The sequence below is a fragment of the Streptomyces sp. 17_S59 genome (assembly GCF_056930295.1).
Window position 1 is genome coordinate 6,941,464 of sequence record NZ_JBXOWD010000001.1, and the last position, 15,190, is coordinate 6,956,653.

The window sequence follows — 15,190 nt, forward strand, 5'->3', positions numbered from 1 at the left end:
TCAGCCCCACGTCATCTCGCCCTTGGCCACCTTCGCCCCGATCTGCGCGGCGATCAGCATGCCGGACTGCGGGTAGCGCGCGGTCATGGCCTCGGTGAGCGCCGCGCCGCTGCCGGCCTCGGCCAGCTCGGCCTCGAAGGCGGTGAGGTAGTCGCGCGTGTAGGAGACGGCGCTCGCGTCGGCGGCCGTGCCGGGCAGGCGGTGGCCGGGGACGACGAGGGCCGGGCGCAGGGCCGCCATCTCGTCCAGCAGCTCGGTCCAGGCGGCGCGCTGCGCGGGCCGGGCGGTGTCGGCGACCCACACGTGCTCCTGCTGGAAGACCAGGACTCCGCCGACGACGGCCCGGTGCTCGGCCTGCCACAGGTAGTGCCGGTCCGGGAGGCCGTCCTTGCCGCCCTTGAGTTCGAAGCGGTGCCCCTCGAAGAGGATGTCCCCGGTCAGGGGCTGCATCTCCACCAGGCGGGTGGGCCGGTTGACGCCGACCGCCTCCCAGGCGGCGAGCTTGCCCTGGAAGCTCGCCTCGATGTGCTCGATCACGGCCGGGGTCGCGAGGAAGCGGGCGTCGGGGAACGCCTCGGCGACGACCTCGGCGCCCCAGTAGTAGTCCGGGTCGCCGTGGCTGATGAAGACGGTGGTCAGGCGCTTGCCCGAGTCGAGGACCTCGGCCACCAGGCGGTGGCCGTCGGCGCGGGTGAAGCCGGTGTCGATCAGGAATGCCTCCTGCTCGCCGGTGACGAGGGTGGCGGTCTTGTTCTTGACGCCGACGGGGAAGTCGAGGTCGATCACCTTGAAGTCGAGAGTGCTCATGGGGGTTCCTTCTGCTGGGTGGGGGAAGGGGGTGGGGGAAGGCTCAGGCCTTCAGGGCGGCCAGGCGCCGGCCGACCTCGTCCGCGTCGGCGTGGCCGACGGCCAGGACCGCGCGGCGGTCCCCGTCGACGGCGAGCAGGGTGGGGAAGGCCTCGACCCCCAGCCCGCGGGAGTGGCGGAAGTCCGCCTCGGCGGCCGCGCGGGAGGCGGGCGCCCGGAACGCCGCGACGACGGCGTCGGCGTCCAGGCCGGCCCGCTCGGCGACGGTGCGGTAGGTCTCCGGGTCGGACAGGCTCAGCCCGTCGCGGTAGAACGCCTCCTGAAGCGCCTCGGCCAGCTCCACGGCCCGGTCCGGGGCCGCCTGCCGCAGGGCGGCCGTGCCGCGCGCGGCGGCCTCGGAGTCCATGACGAACGACCCGTCGGCGATCAGGCGGTCGTAGGCCGGGCCGAACTCCGCTCCGGTGAGCTGGGTGATCTTGGCGTTGGCGCCCTGGACGTACCCGAACTCGCGGATCGGCACGCGGCGGCCGCCCGTGAACAGCCCGCCGGAGACGACCTCCACGGGGAGGTCCGGGTGGCGCCGGGCGATCTCGGTCATCGTGTGGGCGAAGCCGTACGACCAGCCGCAGTACGCGTCGAAGACATGGACGAGCTTCATGGGGGGCGTCTCCTCGAGGTGGGGGAACCCGCAGGGTGCGGGCGCTTCACCTGACACAACAGTGTCTGCTGAGTCAGATATTTCCGCCTGCTCGAAGATTTTTTCCGCCCGCGTCCCGTCAGGCCCCGGCGACATGCAGGGGCAGCGACTTCACCCCGTTGACAAAGTTCGACACCAGCCGCCGCGGCGGGCCCGCGAGCACCAGGGAGGGCAGCAGGCTCCGCGTCTCCTCGTACAGGACCCGCAGCTGGAGCCGGGCGAAGTGCGCGCCCAGGCAGACGTGCGGGCCGTCCCCGAACGAGACGTGCGGATTCGGGGTGCGGGCCAGGTCCAGGCGGTGCGGGGAGGCGAAGACGCGCTCGTCGTGGTTGGCCGAGCCGTGGAAGACGACCACCTTCTCGCCGGCCCGTACGGTGCGGCCCGCCAGCACGGTGTCGCACGCGGCGGTCCTGCGGAAGCTGATCACCGGAGGGTGCCGGCGCAGCAGCTCGTCCACGCACGTGGCCATGGACACGCGCCCCGCCCGCAGGGCGGCGTACGCACCGGGGTCCCCGGCCAGGGCCAGCAGCCCGCCGGGGGCCGCGCTGCGCACCGTGTCGTTGCCCGCGACCGTCAGCAGGAAGAAGCACATCTCCAGCTCCGGCACGGCCAGGCCGTCGTCCGACACCAGGGCCGTGAGCACGTCGTCGCCCGGATGCCGCCGCTTGTGGGCGGCCAGCTCCCGCGCGAAGCCGAACATGTCCGCCAGTAGCGCGGGGGAGCGCGGGTTCACCGGCCGCCCGTTCGGGCCGAGTGCCGGCGCACCGGATTCGTCCGGGTCCTGGTAGCCGATGACGCGACGGGTCCATTCCAGCAGCAGCCCCCGGTCGCCGGGCGCCACCCCGAGCAGGTCGGCGAGGTTGAGCAGGGCGAAGTCGTCTGTGACCGCGGAGACCGCGTCGCACACCCCGTCGCCGTCGCGGGCCGCTTCCAGGGCCGCCGTGAGCAGGCCCCGGGCCCGGGCCCGCACGGCGGCCTCGAACCGGTCGATGCGGCGGGGCGTGAAGGCCCGGCTGATCACGCGGCGCAGCCGGCCGTGGCCGGGCGGGTCCTGGTTGAGCATCATGCGGCGGATGAACGGCAGGTCGGCGGGGTCGGGGTCCCGGATCTGGGTGGCCCCCAGGCGGGAGGAGAACGTCCGCGGGTCCTTCAGGACCCGTACGACGTCCTCGTGCCGGGTCACCGCCCAGAAGCCCGGGCCCGCGGGCCAGCCCAGCACCTCGGGCTCCTCCTGCCAGGCCACCGGGCAGCGGTCGCGCAGCAGCCGGTACGCCGCGTGCGGCAGCCCCTCCGCGTAGATCCGGGGGTCGAAGACGTCCGGTACGGCGAAATCCGCGGTGCTGCCGCCGGGGGCCGTCATCCGGCTCCCGGCCCGTCGCCGTCGGCCCGCAGGAAGTCCTCCACGGCCCGGATCAGCTCCAGCGGCGTCTCGTCCATGGCGTAGTGCCCCGCCGCGGGCAGCTCCAGGAGCCGGCCGCCGGTGTGCCACCGCATCCACGTCTGCCGCATCAGCCCGGCGCCCAGCGCGGGGTCGAGCGCCCCGACGACCGCGAGCGCGGGCACGGCCGAGCCCTCGATCTCCGCGTGGAAGTCCTCCCCGGCCCAGGAGTCCAGCCAGGACCGGAACGCCCCTGCGTCACTGCGCTCCAGCGACCTGCGCACCATCCGGTCCAGCCAGGCGGCGGGCCGCCGCCCCCCCGGTGGTGAAGTCGATGATGGCCCGGCGGTTCTCCGGGGTGTGCGCCGCGCCGGAGAACAGCTCCCACTGCTCCGGCGGCAGCGGCAGCCCGGACGCGGGCACCGGGGAGACGCCCACCAGCCGCCGCACCCGGTCCGGCGCCGCTGCCACCACTCGCTGCACGACGCTGCCGCCCATCGAGTGCCCGACCAGCGAGAACCGCTCCCAGCCCAGCCGGTCGGCCACCGCCAGCACATCGGCCGCGCCCTCCTCCGTGGTGTACGCGCCGCCCGCCTCCTTGGCGCCGCCGTACCCGCGCAGATCGACCAGCGCGTACTGGAACGCGCTCAGGTCGAGATCCGGCAGCACCGGGTCGTAGGCGGAGCTGTCGGCGAACCATCCGTGCACGGCGACGACCTTGTGCGGTCCGTCGCCGTGCAGGGTGTGGGGCAGGACGAAGGGGGCCACGCCGTCTCCCAACGCGTCGGGGGAACGGGCCGGTCGGGTGCCGGCCGCATCCGACCACAGTGGCCTCGACCGCCCTGGGCGGCAAGAGGGGGAGGCCGGCCGGGAGCGGTCAGCGCAGCCGCACCGGCAGCGTGTCCGTGCTGTTGCCGACGAAGCTCGGGTGCCTGCGCAGCCCGGCGTCCGGCACGGCGAGCGTGAGCCCGGGGTAGCGGGTGAACAGCGACCGCAGCGCGATCGTCGCCTCCATGCGGGCCAGGGGAGCCCCCAGGCAGAAGTGCGGGCCGTGCCCGAAGGACAGGTGGCGCTGCCCGGACTGCCGGGTCACGTCGAAGCAGGCGGCGTCGGGGCCGTACGCGCGCTCGTCCCGCCCGGCGGCGGAGTACGAGGCGAGCACGGCGGTGCCCCGCGGCACGAGCGTGCCGCCGACCGACACGTCCCTCGTGGGGTACCGGAACGGGAAGAAGCCCACCGGGCTGTCGTAGCGCAGCGTCTCCTCCACCACGTCCGCCCAGCCGGCCCGCCCGGCGAGGACCAGGTCCAGCTGATCGGGGTGGGTGCACAGGGCCCGCGCCGCGTTCGTGATCAGGTTGAGCGTCGTCTCGTGCCCGGCGATCGTGAGCACCACCAGCGTGCCGACCAGTTCGGCGTCGCTGAGCCCGCCCCCGTCCTCCTGCTGCGTCGCGATCAGCGCGCTGATGAGGTCGTCGCCCGGGTCGGCGCGGCGCAGGGCGACGAGGCGCTCGAGGGCGGCGGTCACCTCCCGGTCGGCCGCCACGGCCTCCTCGGGCGTGGCGGAGGTCCTGATGATCGTCTGCGAGAGCCGGTGCAGGGGGTCCCGCATGTCGCGCTCGATGCCGAGCAGTTCGCAGATGACGTCCATGGGCAGCGGGTAGGCGAAGTGCTCGCGCAGGTCGACGGTCCCGTCGCCGCCGGCCTGTTCGGCGAGGCGGTCCAGCAGCGCGGCGGCCAGCTCCTCGACGCGCGGTCGCAGCGCCTCGATGCGGCGGGCGGTGAACACCTTCGTCACCGCGCTGCGCAGCCGCCGGTGGTCGTCGCCGTCGGCGGTGGTCATGCCCTCGATCGTGGCGAAGAACGTCAGCGGCCAGCCGTCCGGTATCCGGCCCTGCCGGAGAGCCGCGAAGTGCCGGGCGCTCTTGGCGACGTCGGGATGGGTGAGCAACTCCTTCAGCTCCTCGTGCCGGGTGACGGCGACGGCCGCCACGTCGCCGGGCAGGAGCACGGGGACCACCGGGCCCCGGTCCCGCAGCAGCGCGGCGTCCTCGTGCCCGCCGGCCCCGGTGGGGTCGAGGCGGTGCGGTGCGGATTCCGGTTCGCTCATGACGACTCCTCGGGGCAGGCGAGCAACGGCAGTTCCAGCCTTGCCGGGCGGCCGTTGGGTGTCCACCCGGCCATCCGGTCGAGCTGACGTTCCCGTCTGCAGGCCGACTTCGATCATTCATTCGGGTTCTCCACCTGTACGAGCGACGACCACTCAGGCATAACCGGCCACATCCCCCGATAGGTTCGACTGCGTACGAATGGTGCTGCCGCGTTCGGCTGTGACGGAGAGGCGACCGGATGACCGCCGATGAGATCCACACCTTGCTCGTGAGGAAGTTCGGGGCGGACCCGGGCGCCATCCGGCCCGATGCCACGCTGCGTGCCCTCCGCGTGGACTCCCTGGGCCTGGAGGAACTCCGGGTCATCCTCGAGGAGCGGCTGGGCATCGACCTCGACGACGCGCAGTTGAGTTCTCGCAGCACGGTGGGCGAGCTGGTGGCCGCCGTCGACAGCAGGCTTCCCGCGTGATCCCGCGCGCCCGGCAGCCCTTCGTCGCCGCGGTCACGGGCCTCGGGGCCGTCACCGCCGCGGGCATCGGTGCCGACGAGACCTGGCAGACCGTCACCCGGTCCGATGCACCGGTGTCCGTGGGGCCGCTCCCGGAACTCGAGGAACTGCCCTGCGACTTCATGTACACGGTCCGCGGCCTGGACACCGGGCGGATCCTGGGCGCCGCGACCGCCCGGCTCATGGACCGCTTCGCACAGCTCGCCGTCATCGCGGCGCGCGAGGCCGTGCGCGACGCCGCGCTGGACACCTCGGCGTGGGACAGCGAGCGCGTCGCCGTCGTCATCGGATCCGCGCACGGCGGACTGCCGTTCTACGACGCTCAGCACGCCACCCTCGCTCGCAAGGGCCCCCGGCGCGTCTCCCCGATGGTCCCCCCGCTCAGCATGGTCAACGGCGCGGCCGTCGGCGTGGGCACGGACCTGCAGATCCACGGCCCGAGCATGGCCGTGACCACGGCCTGCGCCTCCGGCACGATGGCCATCGGCACCGCGTACCACCTGCTCCGCGCCGGGGTGTGCGACGTGGCCGTGGCGGGCGGGGCGGAATGCCTCCGCTCGCGCCTCATCTACGCCAGCCTCTGCCAGATGCGGGCGGTGTCCGTCCGCCGCGACGACCCCGCCCGGGCCTGCCGCCCCTTCGACGTCGACCGGGACGGCTTCGTCCTCGGCGAGGGCGCCGGGCTGCTCGTCATGGAACGGCCCGAGCACGCGCGGGCACGCGGGGCCCGGGTGCGGGCCGGGATCGCGGGATACGCCGCCACCAGCGACGCGTACAACATGGCGGCCCCGCACCCGGAGGGCGCCGGCATCGAACGCGCGCTGCGCACGGCCATGGCGGAAGCCGGCGTCACCGCGGCGGACGTCGGGCACGTCAACGCCCACGGCACCTCCACCGTCCTCAACGACCTCATCGAGGGCAGGACGATCCACCGCGTCCTGGGCGAGGACGTGCTCGTCACCTCCACCAAGGCCATGACTGGCCACACGCTCGGCGCGGCGGGCGGCATCGAGACCGTGCTCACGGTCCTCTCCCTCGAGCACCGGCTCGTCCCGCCCACCGTCAACCTGGAGGCGCCCGACCCGCAGATCCCGGTGGAGGTCGTGCGCAAGGAGCCCCGGACGGTGACCTCCGGATGCGCGGTGAAGACCTCGCTCGGCTTCGGCGGGCACAACGCGGCCCTGGTCCTGATCCGCGACCCGTGACCCGCGACCCGTGACCTCGTGATCCACAAGGAGATCCGGGGAAGACACAAGGAGCGTCATTGCCCGAGGAAATCATCCGGTCCCTGACCGTCGGCGGACTGCGGTACGCCTACCGGATCCTGCCCCGGCCCGACCCGGTCACCGAGCCGGTCGTCCTGTTCGGCGGCGCGCTCCAGGGCATGCTCGGCTGGCCGCAGATGGAGGACCGCGTCGGACCGGCGGCCAGTCTCGTCACCGCGGACCTGCCCGGAATGGGCAGCGGCGCGCCGTGCCCCGCGGAGGCGAGCGTCGAGATCCTGTACGAGGCGGTGGCCCGGATCGTCGAGGACCTCGGCGTGCCGCGCGTCAACCTCTTCGGCTACTCCTACGGCGCGCTCCTGGCCTTCGTCGAGGCCCAGCGGCATCCGCACCGCATCGCCCGCCTGATCCTGGGCGGCATGCCCGCCGCCGTGACCGAAGCGCAGTACCAGGGCCTGCAGCAGGCCGCCGAACAGCTGGCCGCGGGCCGCGCCGAGGAGTTCGCGACCGCCGCGGCGGACGGCATGATCTGCCTCGACGAGAACCGCTACGTCCGCCATCGCCACCTGGTGCACCGGTACGTCAGGCGCTCCCTGCTCCACGCCCTCCGCCACTCGCCGCACGCCGCGGACGCGCTGGGCCGCGCCCTGCAGAACCGGCTGAGCCTCGACGAGGGCCTGACGGGCGTCCCGACGCTGGTGTTCGCCGGAGAGCACGACACCGTCATCCCCCCTGCGAAGCAGCGCGCGTTCGCCATGGGCATCGAGGGCAGCACCTTCGCCACCATCGCGGAGTCCGACCACTGGGTGGTCATGGAACGGGCCGAGGAGGTGGCGGACCTGACGCTGCGCTTCTTCACCGACCGGCCGCTGCACTCCGCCCCGTACCTCGCCGCGCCCCCGGGGCCGCCGCGCCGCCTGCAGAGTCGGCTCAACCTGAGCTGTACATGACTTGAATCCGGTGCTGGCATGGACGGCGCAGAGCAGGTCCGCGGAGCAGGTCCGCGGAGCCGAGCAACGGGAGGCGTCCATGTTGAGACCGGTGATGATCGGTAGTGCGGCCGCAGCGCTGCTGGCCGTTTCCTACGCCCCCTCGTCCGCCGCGGCCGGACCGCCGCCGCCCGGCAGGATCGTCATCGACGTGGTGGCGGTCAACGGGTCGGGCTGTCCCGCCGGAACGACCGCTGTGGCGGTCGCCGCGGACAACACCGCCTTCACCGTGTCGTACAGCAACTACCTTGCCCAGGTGGGCCTGGGTGCCAAGCCGACCGACTTCCGGAAGAACTGCCAGCTCGGCCTGAACGTGCACGTCCCGCAGGGCTTCACCTACGCCATCGCCCGGGCCGACTACCGCGGCTTCGCCCACCTCGAAGCCGGGGCCACGGGCCTGGAGAAGGCCAGCTACTACTTCCAGGGCATGTCGAACACGACCAGCACCAGCCACCGCTTCGCCGGCCCGGTCAGCGACGACTGGCAGACCTCCGACGTCACCGACGTCGAGTCCCTGGTGTACGCCCCGTGCGGCGTCCAGCGGATCCTCAACGTCAACACCGAGCTGCGGGTCGGCGCCGGCACCTCGGACCCGTCGACGACCAACAGCTTCATGGCGATGGACTCGACGGACGGCAGCGTCAACACCCTCTACCACTTCGCCTGGAAGGAATGCCCCTGACCGGGGCCCTTCGCCCGCACACCGTCGCAGAAGCGCGCATTCCGTCCGTGCGAGCCCCAGTGCGCGACCTAGGCAAGTGGGAGGGAAACCGATGTTAAGACCGGTGATGACCGGCGGTGCGGCCGTGGCGATGCTGGCCGCCTCGTTCCCGTCGGCAGCGGCCGCCGCCGACGGGACACCGCCGCCGGACAAGGTCGTGATCGACGTGGTGGCGGTCAACGGGTCGGGCTGTCCCGCCGGGACGGCACACGTGTCCGTCTCCCCGGACAACACCGCCTTCACCGTGTCGTACAGCAACTACGTCGCCCAGGTCGGTGTGGGCGCCAAGCCGACCGACTTCCGGAAGAACTGCCAGCTCGGCCTGAACGTGCACGTCCCGCAGGGCTTCACGTACGCCGTCGCCAAGGCGGACTACCGGGGCTTCGCCCACCTCGAAGCGGGAGCCACGGGCCTGGAGCGGGCCAACTACTACTTCCAGGGCATGTCCCAGACCGCCTACGTGAACCACCACTTCACCGGCCCGGTCAACGATGACTGGCAGACGTCCGACACCACGGACATCGACCAGCTGATCTACGCCCCGTGCGGGGCCATGCGCAACTTCAACATCAACACCGAGCTGCGCGTGGACGCGGGCACCTCCGACCCCACCAAGACGACCAGCATGGTGGCGATGGACTCCACGGACGGCAGCATCAACACCCTCTACCACTTTGCCTGGAAGGAGTGCCCCAAGCCGTGAGGCACCGACGGCGGTGTGGTCAGGGGCTCTCCGCAGTGCAGGTTCCACCGCCCCAGCCGGCCTGTGAGCGTGGTGAGCGTCATCGGGAGCACGTCGAGGCGCCAGAAGGCCGTCAGGGGGAGCCCGAGGGCGTGGACGACCGCGGCCCGGATCACGGCGGGCTCGGCCACGGCCAGCACCCGGCCGCTCCCGGCGCCCAGTTCGTCGAGCCGGCCGCCGACCCGGGCCACCAGCGCGGACAGCGACTCGCCTCCATGGGGCTCGGCAGCCGGATCCGACAGCCAGGCGGCCACGGACTCCTGCTCTGCCACGGCCACTTCGTCCAGCGTCAGGCCCCGCCAGCGGCCGACGTCGAGGTCGCGCAGCTCCTCCAGCGGCCGGGCGTCCAGGCCGAGCGCGGCGGCCGTCTCCCGGCAGCGGGCGGACGGCGAGCAGAAGTGCCGCCCGGCGCCGGGCAGGGCGTCCGCCGCCGCCCGCGCCTGCTGCAGACCGGCCGGATCCGGAGGGGCACCCTCGTCGAAGCGGGCCTGCCGCTGCGCCGCGTTCATCGGCGGCGATACGAGCATCACACGCACGGTCACCCTGTCTCTCCCCTCCGGCCCCACGACCCTGTGTCCCCAGCAGACCACGGCGGCTACGGCAGGGGGCGCGCAGGGGTGTGTCGCACGCCGTAGTCAGACTGGCCGATGCGCGGTACGGTCGCGTGGACATGACGACGGTGTGACGGAAGCCGGTGGGAATCCGGCACGGTCGCGCCACTGTGTACCCGGATAGACGCCCGCAAATCGGGCGTGGATACGGGGAGTCAGACCCGCACCCCGTCGTCCGGAACCCCGAAGACCGGGACGCGTTTTTCCCCAGGAGGTTTGGCCATGGCACACTCTGCTGCCACCGCACCCAGCTCCACCGCCGCACCTGCGGTCACCCCCATATCCCTGAAGGCCATCGCCCCGTGGGCGGTCTTCGCCGGCATCCTCATGCTGGTCCTGCTGTACTTCGTCGGTGCCGAGCAGGGGGCCACCTCCCTCCTCTCCGGCGAGGACGTGCACGAGTGGGTCCACGACGGGCGCCATCTGCTCGGCTTCCCCTGCCACTGACGACGGCAGGAGGCACGTCCCGTGAACAACGTCTCCGTACGGGCCCTGCTCGTACGCGGCATGCTCGCCGGCCTCGCGGCCGGGTGCCTCGCCCTGGTCGTGGCCTATCTGGTGGGTGAACCCCATGTGGATGCCGCCATCTCCTTCGAGGAGGCCCACAGCCACGACCACGGCGAGGAACTGGTCAGCCGCACCCTGCAGTCCACGGCCGGTCTCGCCACCGGCGTCCTCGTCTACGGCGTGGCGCTGGGCGGCATCGCCGCTCTCGCCTTCTGCGTGGCGCTGGGCCGCATCGGCCGGTTCGGCCCGCGCGCCACGGCGGCCCTGGTCTCGGGCGGGGCCCTGCTGGCCGTCTACGTGGTGCCGTTCCTGAAGTACCCGGCCAACCCGCCGTCCGTCGGCGACCCGGACACCATCGGCAAGCGCACCACGCTCTACTTCCTGATGATCGCGCTCAGCGTCCTGCTGAGCGTCGCGGCGGTCATCCTCGGAAGGAGGCTGGCCGCCCGGCTGGGCAACTGGTACGCGACCGTGGTGGCTTTCACCGCCTTCGTCGTGGTGATCGGTCTCGCGTACGCGTTCCTGCCCGCGGTCAACGAGGTCCCCGAGGACTTCCCGGCCACCGTGCTGTGGCAGTTCCGGCTCGCCGCCCTCGCCATCCAGTGCGCCCTGTGGGCGGGCTTCGGCCTGGTCTTCGGGTATCTGGCCGAGCGGCTGCTGACCCCCGGTGCCGCTCCGGCCCGGCAGTCCGGTACCGAGGTGCCGACGACCGGCGCGGGCTGATTCCGCCCCGCACGGGCCCGTCGCCCGCAGCGACGGGCCCGTGGGGCGCCCCGCGCCACGGCGGCCCGACCGGCGTGCGCCCGTCACGCCCCGGGATCCGTCACGTCCTCCCCCTCGCCCACACGCCCTTGCGGATGGTCAGCGCCGCATACGGCAGCAGCCAGGCCAGCACCGTGCCGGACAGCACGCTCATCAACGGCCGGTAGAGCCAGCGCCGGTCGCCGGGATGGTCGTAGCGGTAGGCGATCCCCCAGGCGAGGCCCTTGAGGACGATGCCGGCGGCGTACAGACCGAACAGCGCCCAAAGGCCGCCGAGCGGACACAGCACCATGTGCCGGAACGCCATCGCCGGGGTGAGCAGGATGAGCGCGGAGTGGCCGTAGTAGATGAGCGTGGGCAGGGGGCCGCGCCGCCACATGAAGCCGCCGGCGAAACAGAGGTTCCGGATGAAGCTCTTCTTCCAGCGCACCTGCTGCTTCAGGAAGGCCCGCAGCGTCGGCGGTACGAGGGTCTCCACACGGGCCGAGCGCACATACCCGACCCGCCACTGACGCTCGGGATAGTCCGCACCCCGCACGAACGGCGACTCGGAATGACATCGCTTCAGCCGGGCTCCACGCCACTTCTGCCCCAGCACATAGCCGGTGAGCTGCCGGTCCGTGGCGAAGCGGAACTCGGCGCCGAGGAAGCGGTCCGCGGCCCAGGCGGGGAGGTAGTTCCAGATCGCCTCGCGCCGGAAGACGGCCAACGGGCCCGACACACAGGTCACGGCCCCGACGCTCGACTCCGACGCCTTGAAGATGCGGAACTGCCCCTCGTACCAGACGTCCTGGACCCGGGTGAGCAGCGTCTCCCGCTCGTTGCGGGCCCGGGCGTGACCGCTGACCGCACCCAGTTCCGGGTGGTTCACCAGCGCCCGCACACAGCGGGCGACCGCGTCGCGGGCCACCACGCAGTCGGAGTCGCTGAACGCCAGCACCCGGCCGCGGGCCAGCGCGCACGCGCGCACCAGGGCCCGCTTCTTGCCCAGGTTGACTTCGTTCACGAGCAGCGCGAAACCCAGCTCGCCGCTCAGTCGGCGCAGCACGGCGGTGGTGCCGTCGGTCGAGCCGTCGTCCACCACGATCAGCTCCAGGCCGGGGTAGTCGGACGCGGCCAGCGACCGTACGCACTCCTCGACGAACTGCACCTCGTCCTTCACCGCCATCAGCAGCGACACCGACGGCAGTTCGACCAGCGGCGGGAAGGCCCGCCAGTTCCGCGGGCGCCGGGGCAGGACCGCCTCCGCCGGATCGCGGTAGCCCGTGTAGGCGAGGTAGACCAGCGGCACGGAGCCCCCGAGGGCCAGCAGCGCGTAGCAGCCGAGCAGCCGGCTGCCCAGCAGCCACAGCCGTGCGACCGTCAGGAACAGCAGGGGCAGGACCAGCGCGAGGGCGGTCAGGTGACGCACCGCGACCCGCGTCCGCCCCGCCGCGCGGGCGTGCCGGGGCGGACGCCGCCGCGGCGCGGGCATGGCCGCGGCGGCGGGGGCCGTGCGCCGGTTGGCCTCCCGCCGCCGCGCCAGAGCGGGGTCCGCGGCCCCGGGCGGCGTTCCCCGGTGCGCGGACGCAGTGTTCACGGCAGCTCCCGGTGCGCCACGTCCTCCAGCCGGTAGGAGGCGTCCAGCACGGTCGGCTGGTCCTTCAGCCAGGCGAGGTCCAGACCGGGGTGCACGGTGTGCACCAGCACGAGGTCCCAGGCGCGGGACTGCGGGGCGGCCACACCGGTCAGCGTGCCGTGCCCGACCGGCAGCCGCTCCACACGGGGGTCGGTGTACGACACCTCGGCGCCCATCCGGTGCAACGCGTCGATGATCGGTACGGCCGGGGTCTCCCGCGCGTCGGCCACGCCCGGCTTGAAGGCCACGCCCACCACCAGCACCCGCGCCCCGGCGACGGGCTTGCCGACCGCGCCCAGGATGTCCCGGGCCCGGTCGGCCACGTGCCGGGGCCGTGCGACGACGGCCTCCATCGCCGCGCCGAGCAGGGGCGGGGCGACGTGCCGGCCGCGCAACTGCCACAGCAGGTAGTGCGGATCGGTCGGAATGCAGTGGCCGCCCACCCCGGGTCCCGGGTAGAAGGGCATGAAGCCGTACGGCTTGGTGGCGGCCGCGTCCACGATCTCGACCGGATCCAGGCCCAGTTCGCCCGCCATGTCCGCGAACTCGTTGGCCAGCGCGATGTTGACGGCGCGGAAGGAGTTCTCCAACAGCTTCGTCATCTCCGCCGCCTCCGGCGACGAGACCGCGTGCACCTCGGAGGCGACCAGCGCCAGCAGCCCGGCGGCGCGCCGGCGGCCCTCGGTCGTCTCCGCGCCGAGCACCCGCGGCGTCGCCTGCTGCCGGTGCTGGGCCACGCCGGGGTCGCAGCGCTCGGGGCTGAAAGCGACGAACACCTCCCGGTCGCCCGTCAGCCCGCACGCGGCCAGCGGATCGACGAGCAGGTCGCGGGTGCAGCCGACGTAGGTGGTGGACGTCAGCACGACGGTCTGGCCGGGGACGGCGTTGGCCACCACGGAGGAACAGGCGGCCTGCAGGGCGGTCAGGTCGGGCACCAGGTGCCCGTCCACCGGGGTAGGCACGCATATCAGGACGTAACCGGCCCGTCGCAGCGCCGCCGGAGCGGCGGTCAGCCGCAGCGCACCGGAGCGCAGCTGCCTGGCCAGCGACTCGCGCTCGGACAACGGCTGGTCCACCTCGCCCCGACTGACGGCGGCGAGGCGCTCGCGGCTGGCATCGATGCCCACCACCTCGGCCCCCCGGCCCGCCAGCGCCACCGCGGTCGGCAGGCCGACATAGCCGAGGCCGACCACGGCCACCGTCGTCCTCCCCGGCTCCGGGGCCGGGGCGTCTCGATCCGGCGTGTGCAGGGGAGTGGTCGTCACCGGCTGCTCCGTTCAGGAAAAGGACTTTTCCCGCCCGCCGATCGGGACCCCGCTGAGCGCCGCGAGTCGTCAAGAGCAACGGTCGGCCCCGGCCGCCGGCCCCGCAAGCGGGACGCCGCCGATCGGGGCGCCTGCCGGGCCGCCGCCGGAGCCGGGACGGCTCCGATGAACCTCTAAACCTCCAGAGGGTGTGTTGAGGGAATTTTCCGCCCATCGGAGTAATCGGGGAGTGAACATGACCGGAGCCGCGCGGGGTTGTGCAGGCTGGACCGGGTGTGGGGATGGCTGAGGACAGGGTATTCGGCGGTGCTGGCCGCGACCGCCGTGCTGGCGTTGACGGGCGAGGCGTCCGCGGACGACGCGGGGGCGCACGCCGCGCTGGGCGGCACGTCGTTGGCGACCGCCGTCGTCAGCGGCCTGCCGCACCTGCTGCCCGATCACCCGCCGTCGCATGTCGGGGTCGGCGCGCCGGGCGGTCCCGTGACCGCGGACGTGCGCGACAGCGGGACGGGATGCCTGGACGTCTCCGCACATGTGCTTGCCGCCGACGCCGAGGCGTGGCTGGGGAACTGCCCCAAACCGAAGCCTCCGGCCCCGGCTCCGCCGGCTCCCGCACCCCCGGCTCCGCCCGCACCCGCACCCCCGGCTCCCGCACCACCGGGGCCGGGCGCGCCCGCACCGGCGCCTCCTGCGCCCGCGCCTCCAGGGCCAGGAGCACCGGCGCCAGGAGCACCGGCGCCCGGTGCGCCTGCACCTGGTGCACCCGCACCCGCACCTCCGGCTCCCGGTGCGCCTGCTCCGGGGGCACCGGCCCCTCCGGCTCCGGGCGCGCCTGCTCCGGCCCCGCCGGCACCGGGCGTGCCTGCCCCGGGGGCACCCGCGCCCGGTGCACCGGCCCCCGCGCCTCCGGCTCCTCCGGCCCCGGCTCCGCCCGCTCCTGCGCCTCCGGCTCCGGGTGCGCCTGCCCCGGGGGCACCCGCGCCCGGTGCGCCAGCCCCCGCGCCTCCCGCTCCGGCACCCCCGGCCCCACCCGCGCCCGCACCGGTGCCGCCCGCGCCACCCGTCCAGGTGCCTCCAGCCCCTCCCGCCCCACCGGCACCGGCCCCGCGGCTCCCGGCGCCTCCCGCACCCGGAAACCCAGGGCCCGCCGGCCCCCCGGCGGCACTCGTTCCCGCCGGCCACAACGCTCAGGGCGCGTCTCCCGCACCGGCCCCCGGGGCGCCCTCGGCCTCACCTCCGAAGGCCCCTGCGCAC

At 73.6% G+C, this 15,190-nt stretch carries 14 protein-coding genes and 1 pseudogene; 7 read left to right on the forward strand and 8 right to left on the reverse strand.

What is annotated here, in order from left to right:
* The 5 genes and pseudogenes from AC1Z4A_RS31380 to AC1Z4A_RS31400 form a co-directional block, all read right to left on the reverse strand.
* Nucleotides 1–807 (reverse strand): MBL fold metallo-hydrolase, encoded by an 807-nt coding sequence (locus AC1Z4A_RS31380; RefSeq protein ID WP_483683269.1) that lies wholly within the window; start codon nucleotides 805–807, stop codon nucleotides 1–3.
* A gap of 43 nt (nucleotides 808–850) precedes the next feature.
* Nucleotides 851–1,465: a DsbA family protein gene (locus tag AC1Z4A_RS31385; protein WP_483683270.1), complete on the reverse strand. Its 615-nt coding sequence runs from the start codon at nucleotides 1,463–1,465 to the stop codon at nucleotides 851–853.
* Between the two features lie 118 nt (nucleotides 1,466–1,583).
* Complete coding sequence (locus AC1Z4A_RS31390; protein WP_483683271.1) at nucleotides 1,584–2,864, reverse strand: cytochrome P450; 1,281 nt, start codon at nucleotides 2,862–2,864, stop codon at nucleotides 1,584–1,586.
* Nucleotides 2,861–3,650, reverse strand: a pseudogene (locus AC1Z4A_RS31395) (alpha/beta fold hydrolase). The gene AC1Z4A_RS31390 and the pseudogene AC1Z4A_RS31395 overlap by 4 nt, the downstream one beginning before the upstream one ends.
* Before the next feature lie 109 nt (nucleotides 3,651–3,759).
* Nucleotides 3,760–4,989 carry a cytochrome P450 family protein gene (locus tag AC1Z4A_RS31400; protein ID WP_483683272.1) on the reverse strand — a complete coding sequence of 410 codons (1,230 nt, stop codon included), beginning with the start codon at nucleotides 4,987–4,989 and terminating at the stop codon, nucleotides 3,760–3,762.
* Between the two features lie 239 nt (nucleotides 4,990–5,228).
* On the opposite strand from AC1Z4A_RS31400, the gene AC1Z4A_RS31405 reads away from it, so the two are divergent.
* From AC1Z4A_RS31405 to AC1Z4A_RS31425, 5 genes are all read left to right on the forward strand, one after another.
* Nucleotides 5,229–5,459 (forward strand): acyl carrier protein, encoded by a 231-nt coding sequence (locus tag AC1Z4A_RS31405; RefSeq protein ID WP_483683273.1) that lies wholly within the window; start codon nucleotides 5,229–5,231, stop codon nucleotides 5,457–5,459.
* The gene (locus AC1Z4A_RS31410) at nucleotides 5,459–6,703 is read left to right on the forward strand and encodes a beta-ketoacyl-[acyl-carrier-protein] synthase family protein (RefSeq protein ID WP_483683787.1); all 1,245 of its coding nucleotides are present in this window, start codon (nucleotides 5,459–5,461) and stop codon (nucleotides 6,701–6,703) included. Before AC1Z4A_RS31405 ends, AC1Z4A_RS31410 begins: the two co-directional genes overlap by 1 nt.
* A 59-nt stretch (nucleotides 6,704–6,762) precedes the next feature.
* A complete protein-coding gene (locus AC1Z4A_RS31415; protein WP_483683274.1) occupies nucleotides 6,763–7,671 on the forward strand; it encodes an alpha/beta fold hydrolase in 909 nt (302 codons plus the stop codon).
* Nucleotides 7,672–7,750: 79 nt separating this feature from the next.
* Nucleotides 7,751–8,392 (forward strand): DUF4360 domain-containing protein, encoded by a 642-nt coding sequence (locus AC1Z4A_RS31420; protein ID WP_483683275.1) that lies wholly within the window; start codon nucleotides 7,751–7,753, stop codon nucleotides 8,390–8,392.
* Between the two features lie 91 nt (nucleotides 8,393–8,483).
* Nucleotides 8,484–9,134: a DUF4360 domain-containing protein gene (locus tag AC1Z4A_RS31425; RefSeq protein ID WP_483683276.1), complete on the forward strand. Its 651-nt coding sequence runs from the start codon at nucleotides 8,484–8,486 to the stop codon at nucleotides 9,132–9,134.
* Here AC1Z4A_RS31425 and AC1Z4A_RS31430 read toward each other — a convergent pair.
* Nucleotides 9,098–9,715, reverse strand: a complete 618-nt coding sequence (locus AC1Z4A_RS31430) for a histidine phosphatase family protein (protein ID WP_483683277.1) — start codon at nucleotides 9,713–9,715, stop codon at nucleotides 9,098–9,100. The genes AC1Z4A_RS31425 and AC1Z4A_RS31430 overlap by 37 nt on opposite strands.
* Nucleotides 9,716–10,006: 291 nt before the next feature.
* On the opposite strand from AC1Z4A_RS31430, the gene AC1Z4A_RS31435 reads away from it, so the two are divergent.
* Together AC1Z4A_RS31435 and AC1Z4A_RS31440 are read left to right on the forward strand one after the other, a co-directional pair.
* On the forward strand, nucleotides 10,007–10,231 hold the full coding sequence (locus AC1Z4A_RS31435; RefSeq protein WP_483683278.1) for a CbtB domain-containing protein: 225 nt from the start codon (nucleotides 10,007–10,009) through the stop codon (nucleotides 10,229–10,231).
* A gap of 21 nt (nucleotides 10,232–10,252) precedes the next feature.
* Complete coding sequence (locus AC1Z4A_RS31440) at nucleotides 10,253–11,014, forward strand: CbtA family protein (RefSeq protein WP_483683279.1); 762 nt, start codon at nucleotides 10,253–10,255, stop codon at nucleotides 11,012–11,014.
* A gap of 100 nt (nucleotides 11,015–11,114) precedes the next feature.
* On the opposite strand, the gene AC1Z4A_RS31445 is transcribed toward AC1Z4A_RS31440, so the two are convergent.
* Both AC1Z4A_RS31445 and AC1Z4A_RS31450 read right to left on the reverse strand, forming a co-directional pair.
* Nucleotides 11,115–12,632 (reverse strand): glycosyltransferase family 2 protein, encoded by a 1,518-nt coding sequence (locus tag AC1Z4A_RS31445; RefSeq protein WP_483683280.1) that lies wholly within the window; start codon nucleotides 12,630–12,632, stop codon nucleotides 11,115–11,117.
* Nucleotides 12,629–13,936, reverse strand: a complete 1,308-nt coding sequence (locus AC1Z4A_RS31450) for a nucleotide sugar dehydrogenase (protein ID WP_483683281.1) — start codon at nucleotides 13,934–13,936, stop codon at nucleotides 12,629–12,631. Before AC1Z4A_RS31450 ends, AC1Z4A_RS31445 begins: the two co-directional genes overlap by 4 nt.
* Nucleotides 13,937–15,190: the final 1,254 nt, after the last annotated feature.

What these genes read in the sequence shown, in the direction of transcription:
- AC1Z4A_RS31380 (WP_483683269.1), bottom strand. Translation starts at nt 807, where the DNA reads ATGAGCACTCTCGACTTCAAGGTGATCGACCTCGACTTCCCCGTCGGC.
- AC1Z4A_RS31390 (WP_483683271.1), bottom strand. Translation starts at nt 2,864, where the DNA reads ATGACGGCCCCCGGCGGCAGCACCGCGGATTTCGCCGTACCGGACGTC.
- AC1Z4A_RS31425 (WP_483683276.1), top strand. Translation starts at nt 8,484, where the DNA reads ATGTTAAGACCGGTGATGACCGGCGGTGCGGCCGTGGCGATGCTGGCC.
- AC1Z4A_RS31435 (WP_483683278.1), top strand. Translation starts at nt 10,007, where the DNA reads ATGGCACACTCTGCTGCCACCGCACCCAGCTCCACCGCCGCACCTGCG.
- AC1Z4A_RS31385 (WP_483683270.1), bottom strand. Translation starts at nt 1,465, where the DNA reads ATGAAGCTCGTCCATGTCTTCGACGCGTACTGCGGCTGGTCGTACGGC.
- AC1Z4A_RS31420 (WP_483683275.1), top strand. Translation starts at nt 7,751, where the DNA reads ATGTTGAGACCGGTGATGATCGGTAGTGCGGCCGCAGCGCTGCTGGCC.
- AC1Z4A_RS31400 (WP_483683272.1), bottom strand. Translation starts at nt 4,989, where the DNA reads ATGAGCGAACCGGAATCCGCACCGCACCGCCTCGACCCCACCGGGGCC.
- AC1Z4A_RS31405 (WP_483683273.1), top strand. Translation starts at nt 5,229, where the DNA reads ATGACCGCCGATGAGATCCACACCTTGCTCGTGAGGAAGTTCGGGGCG.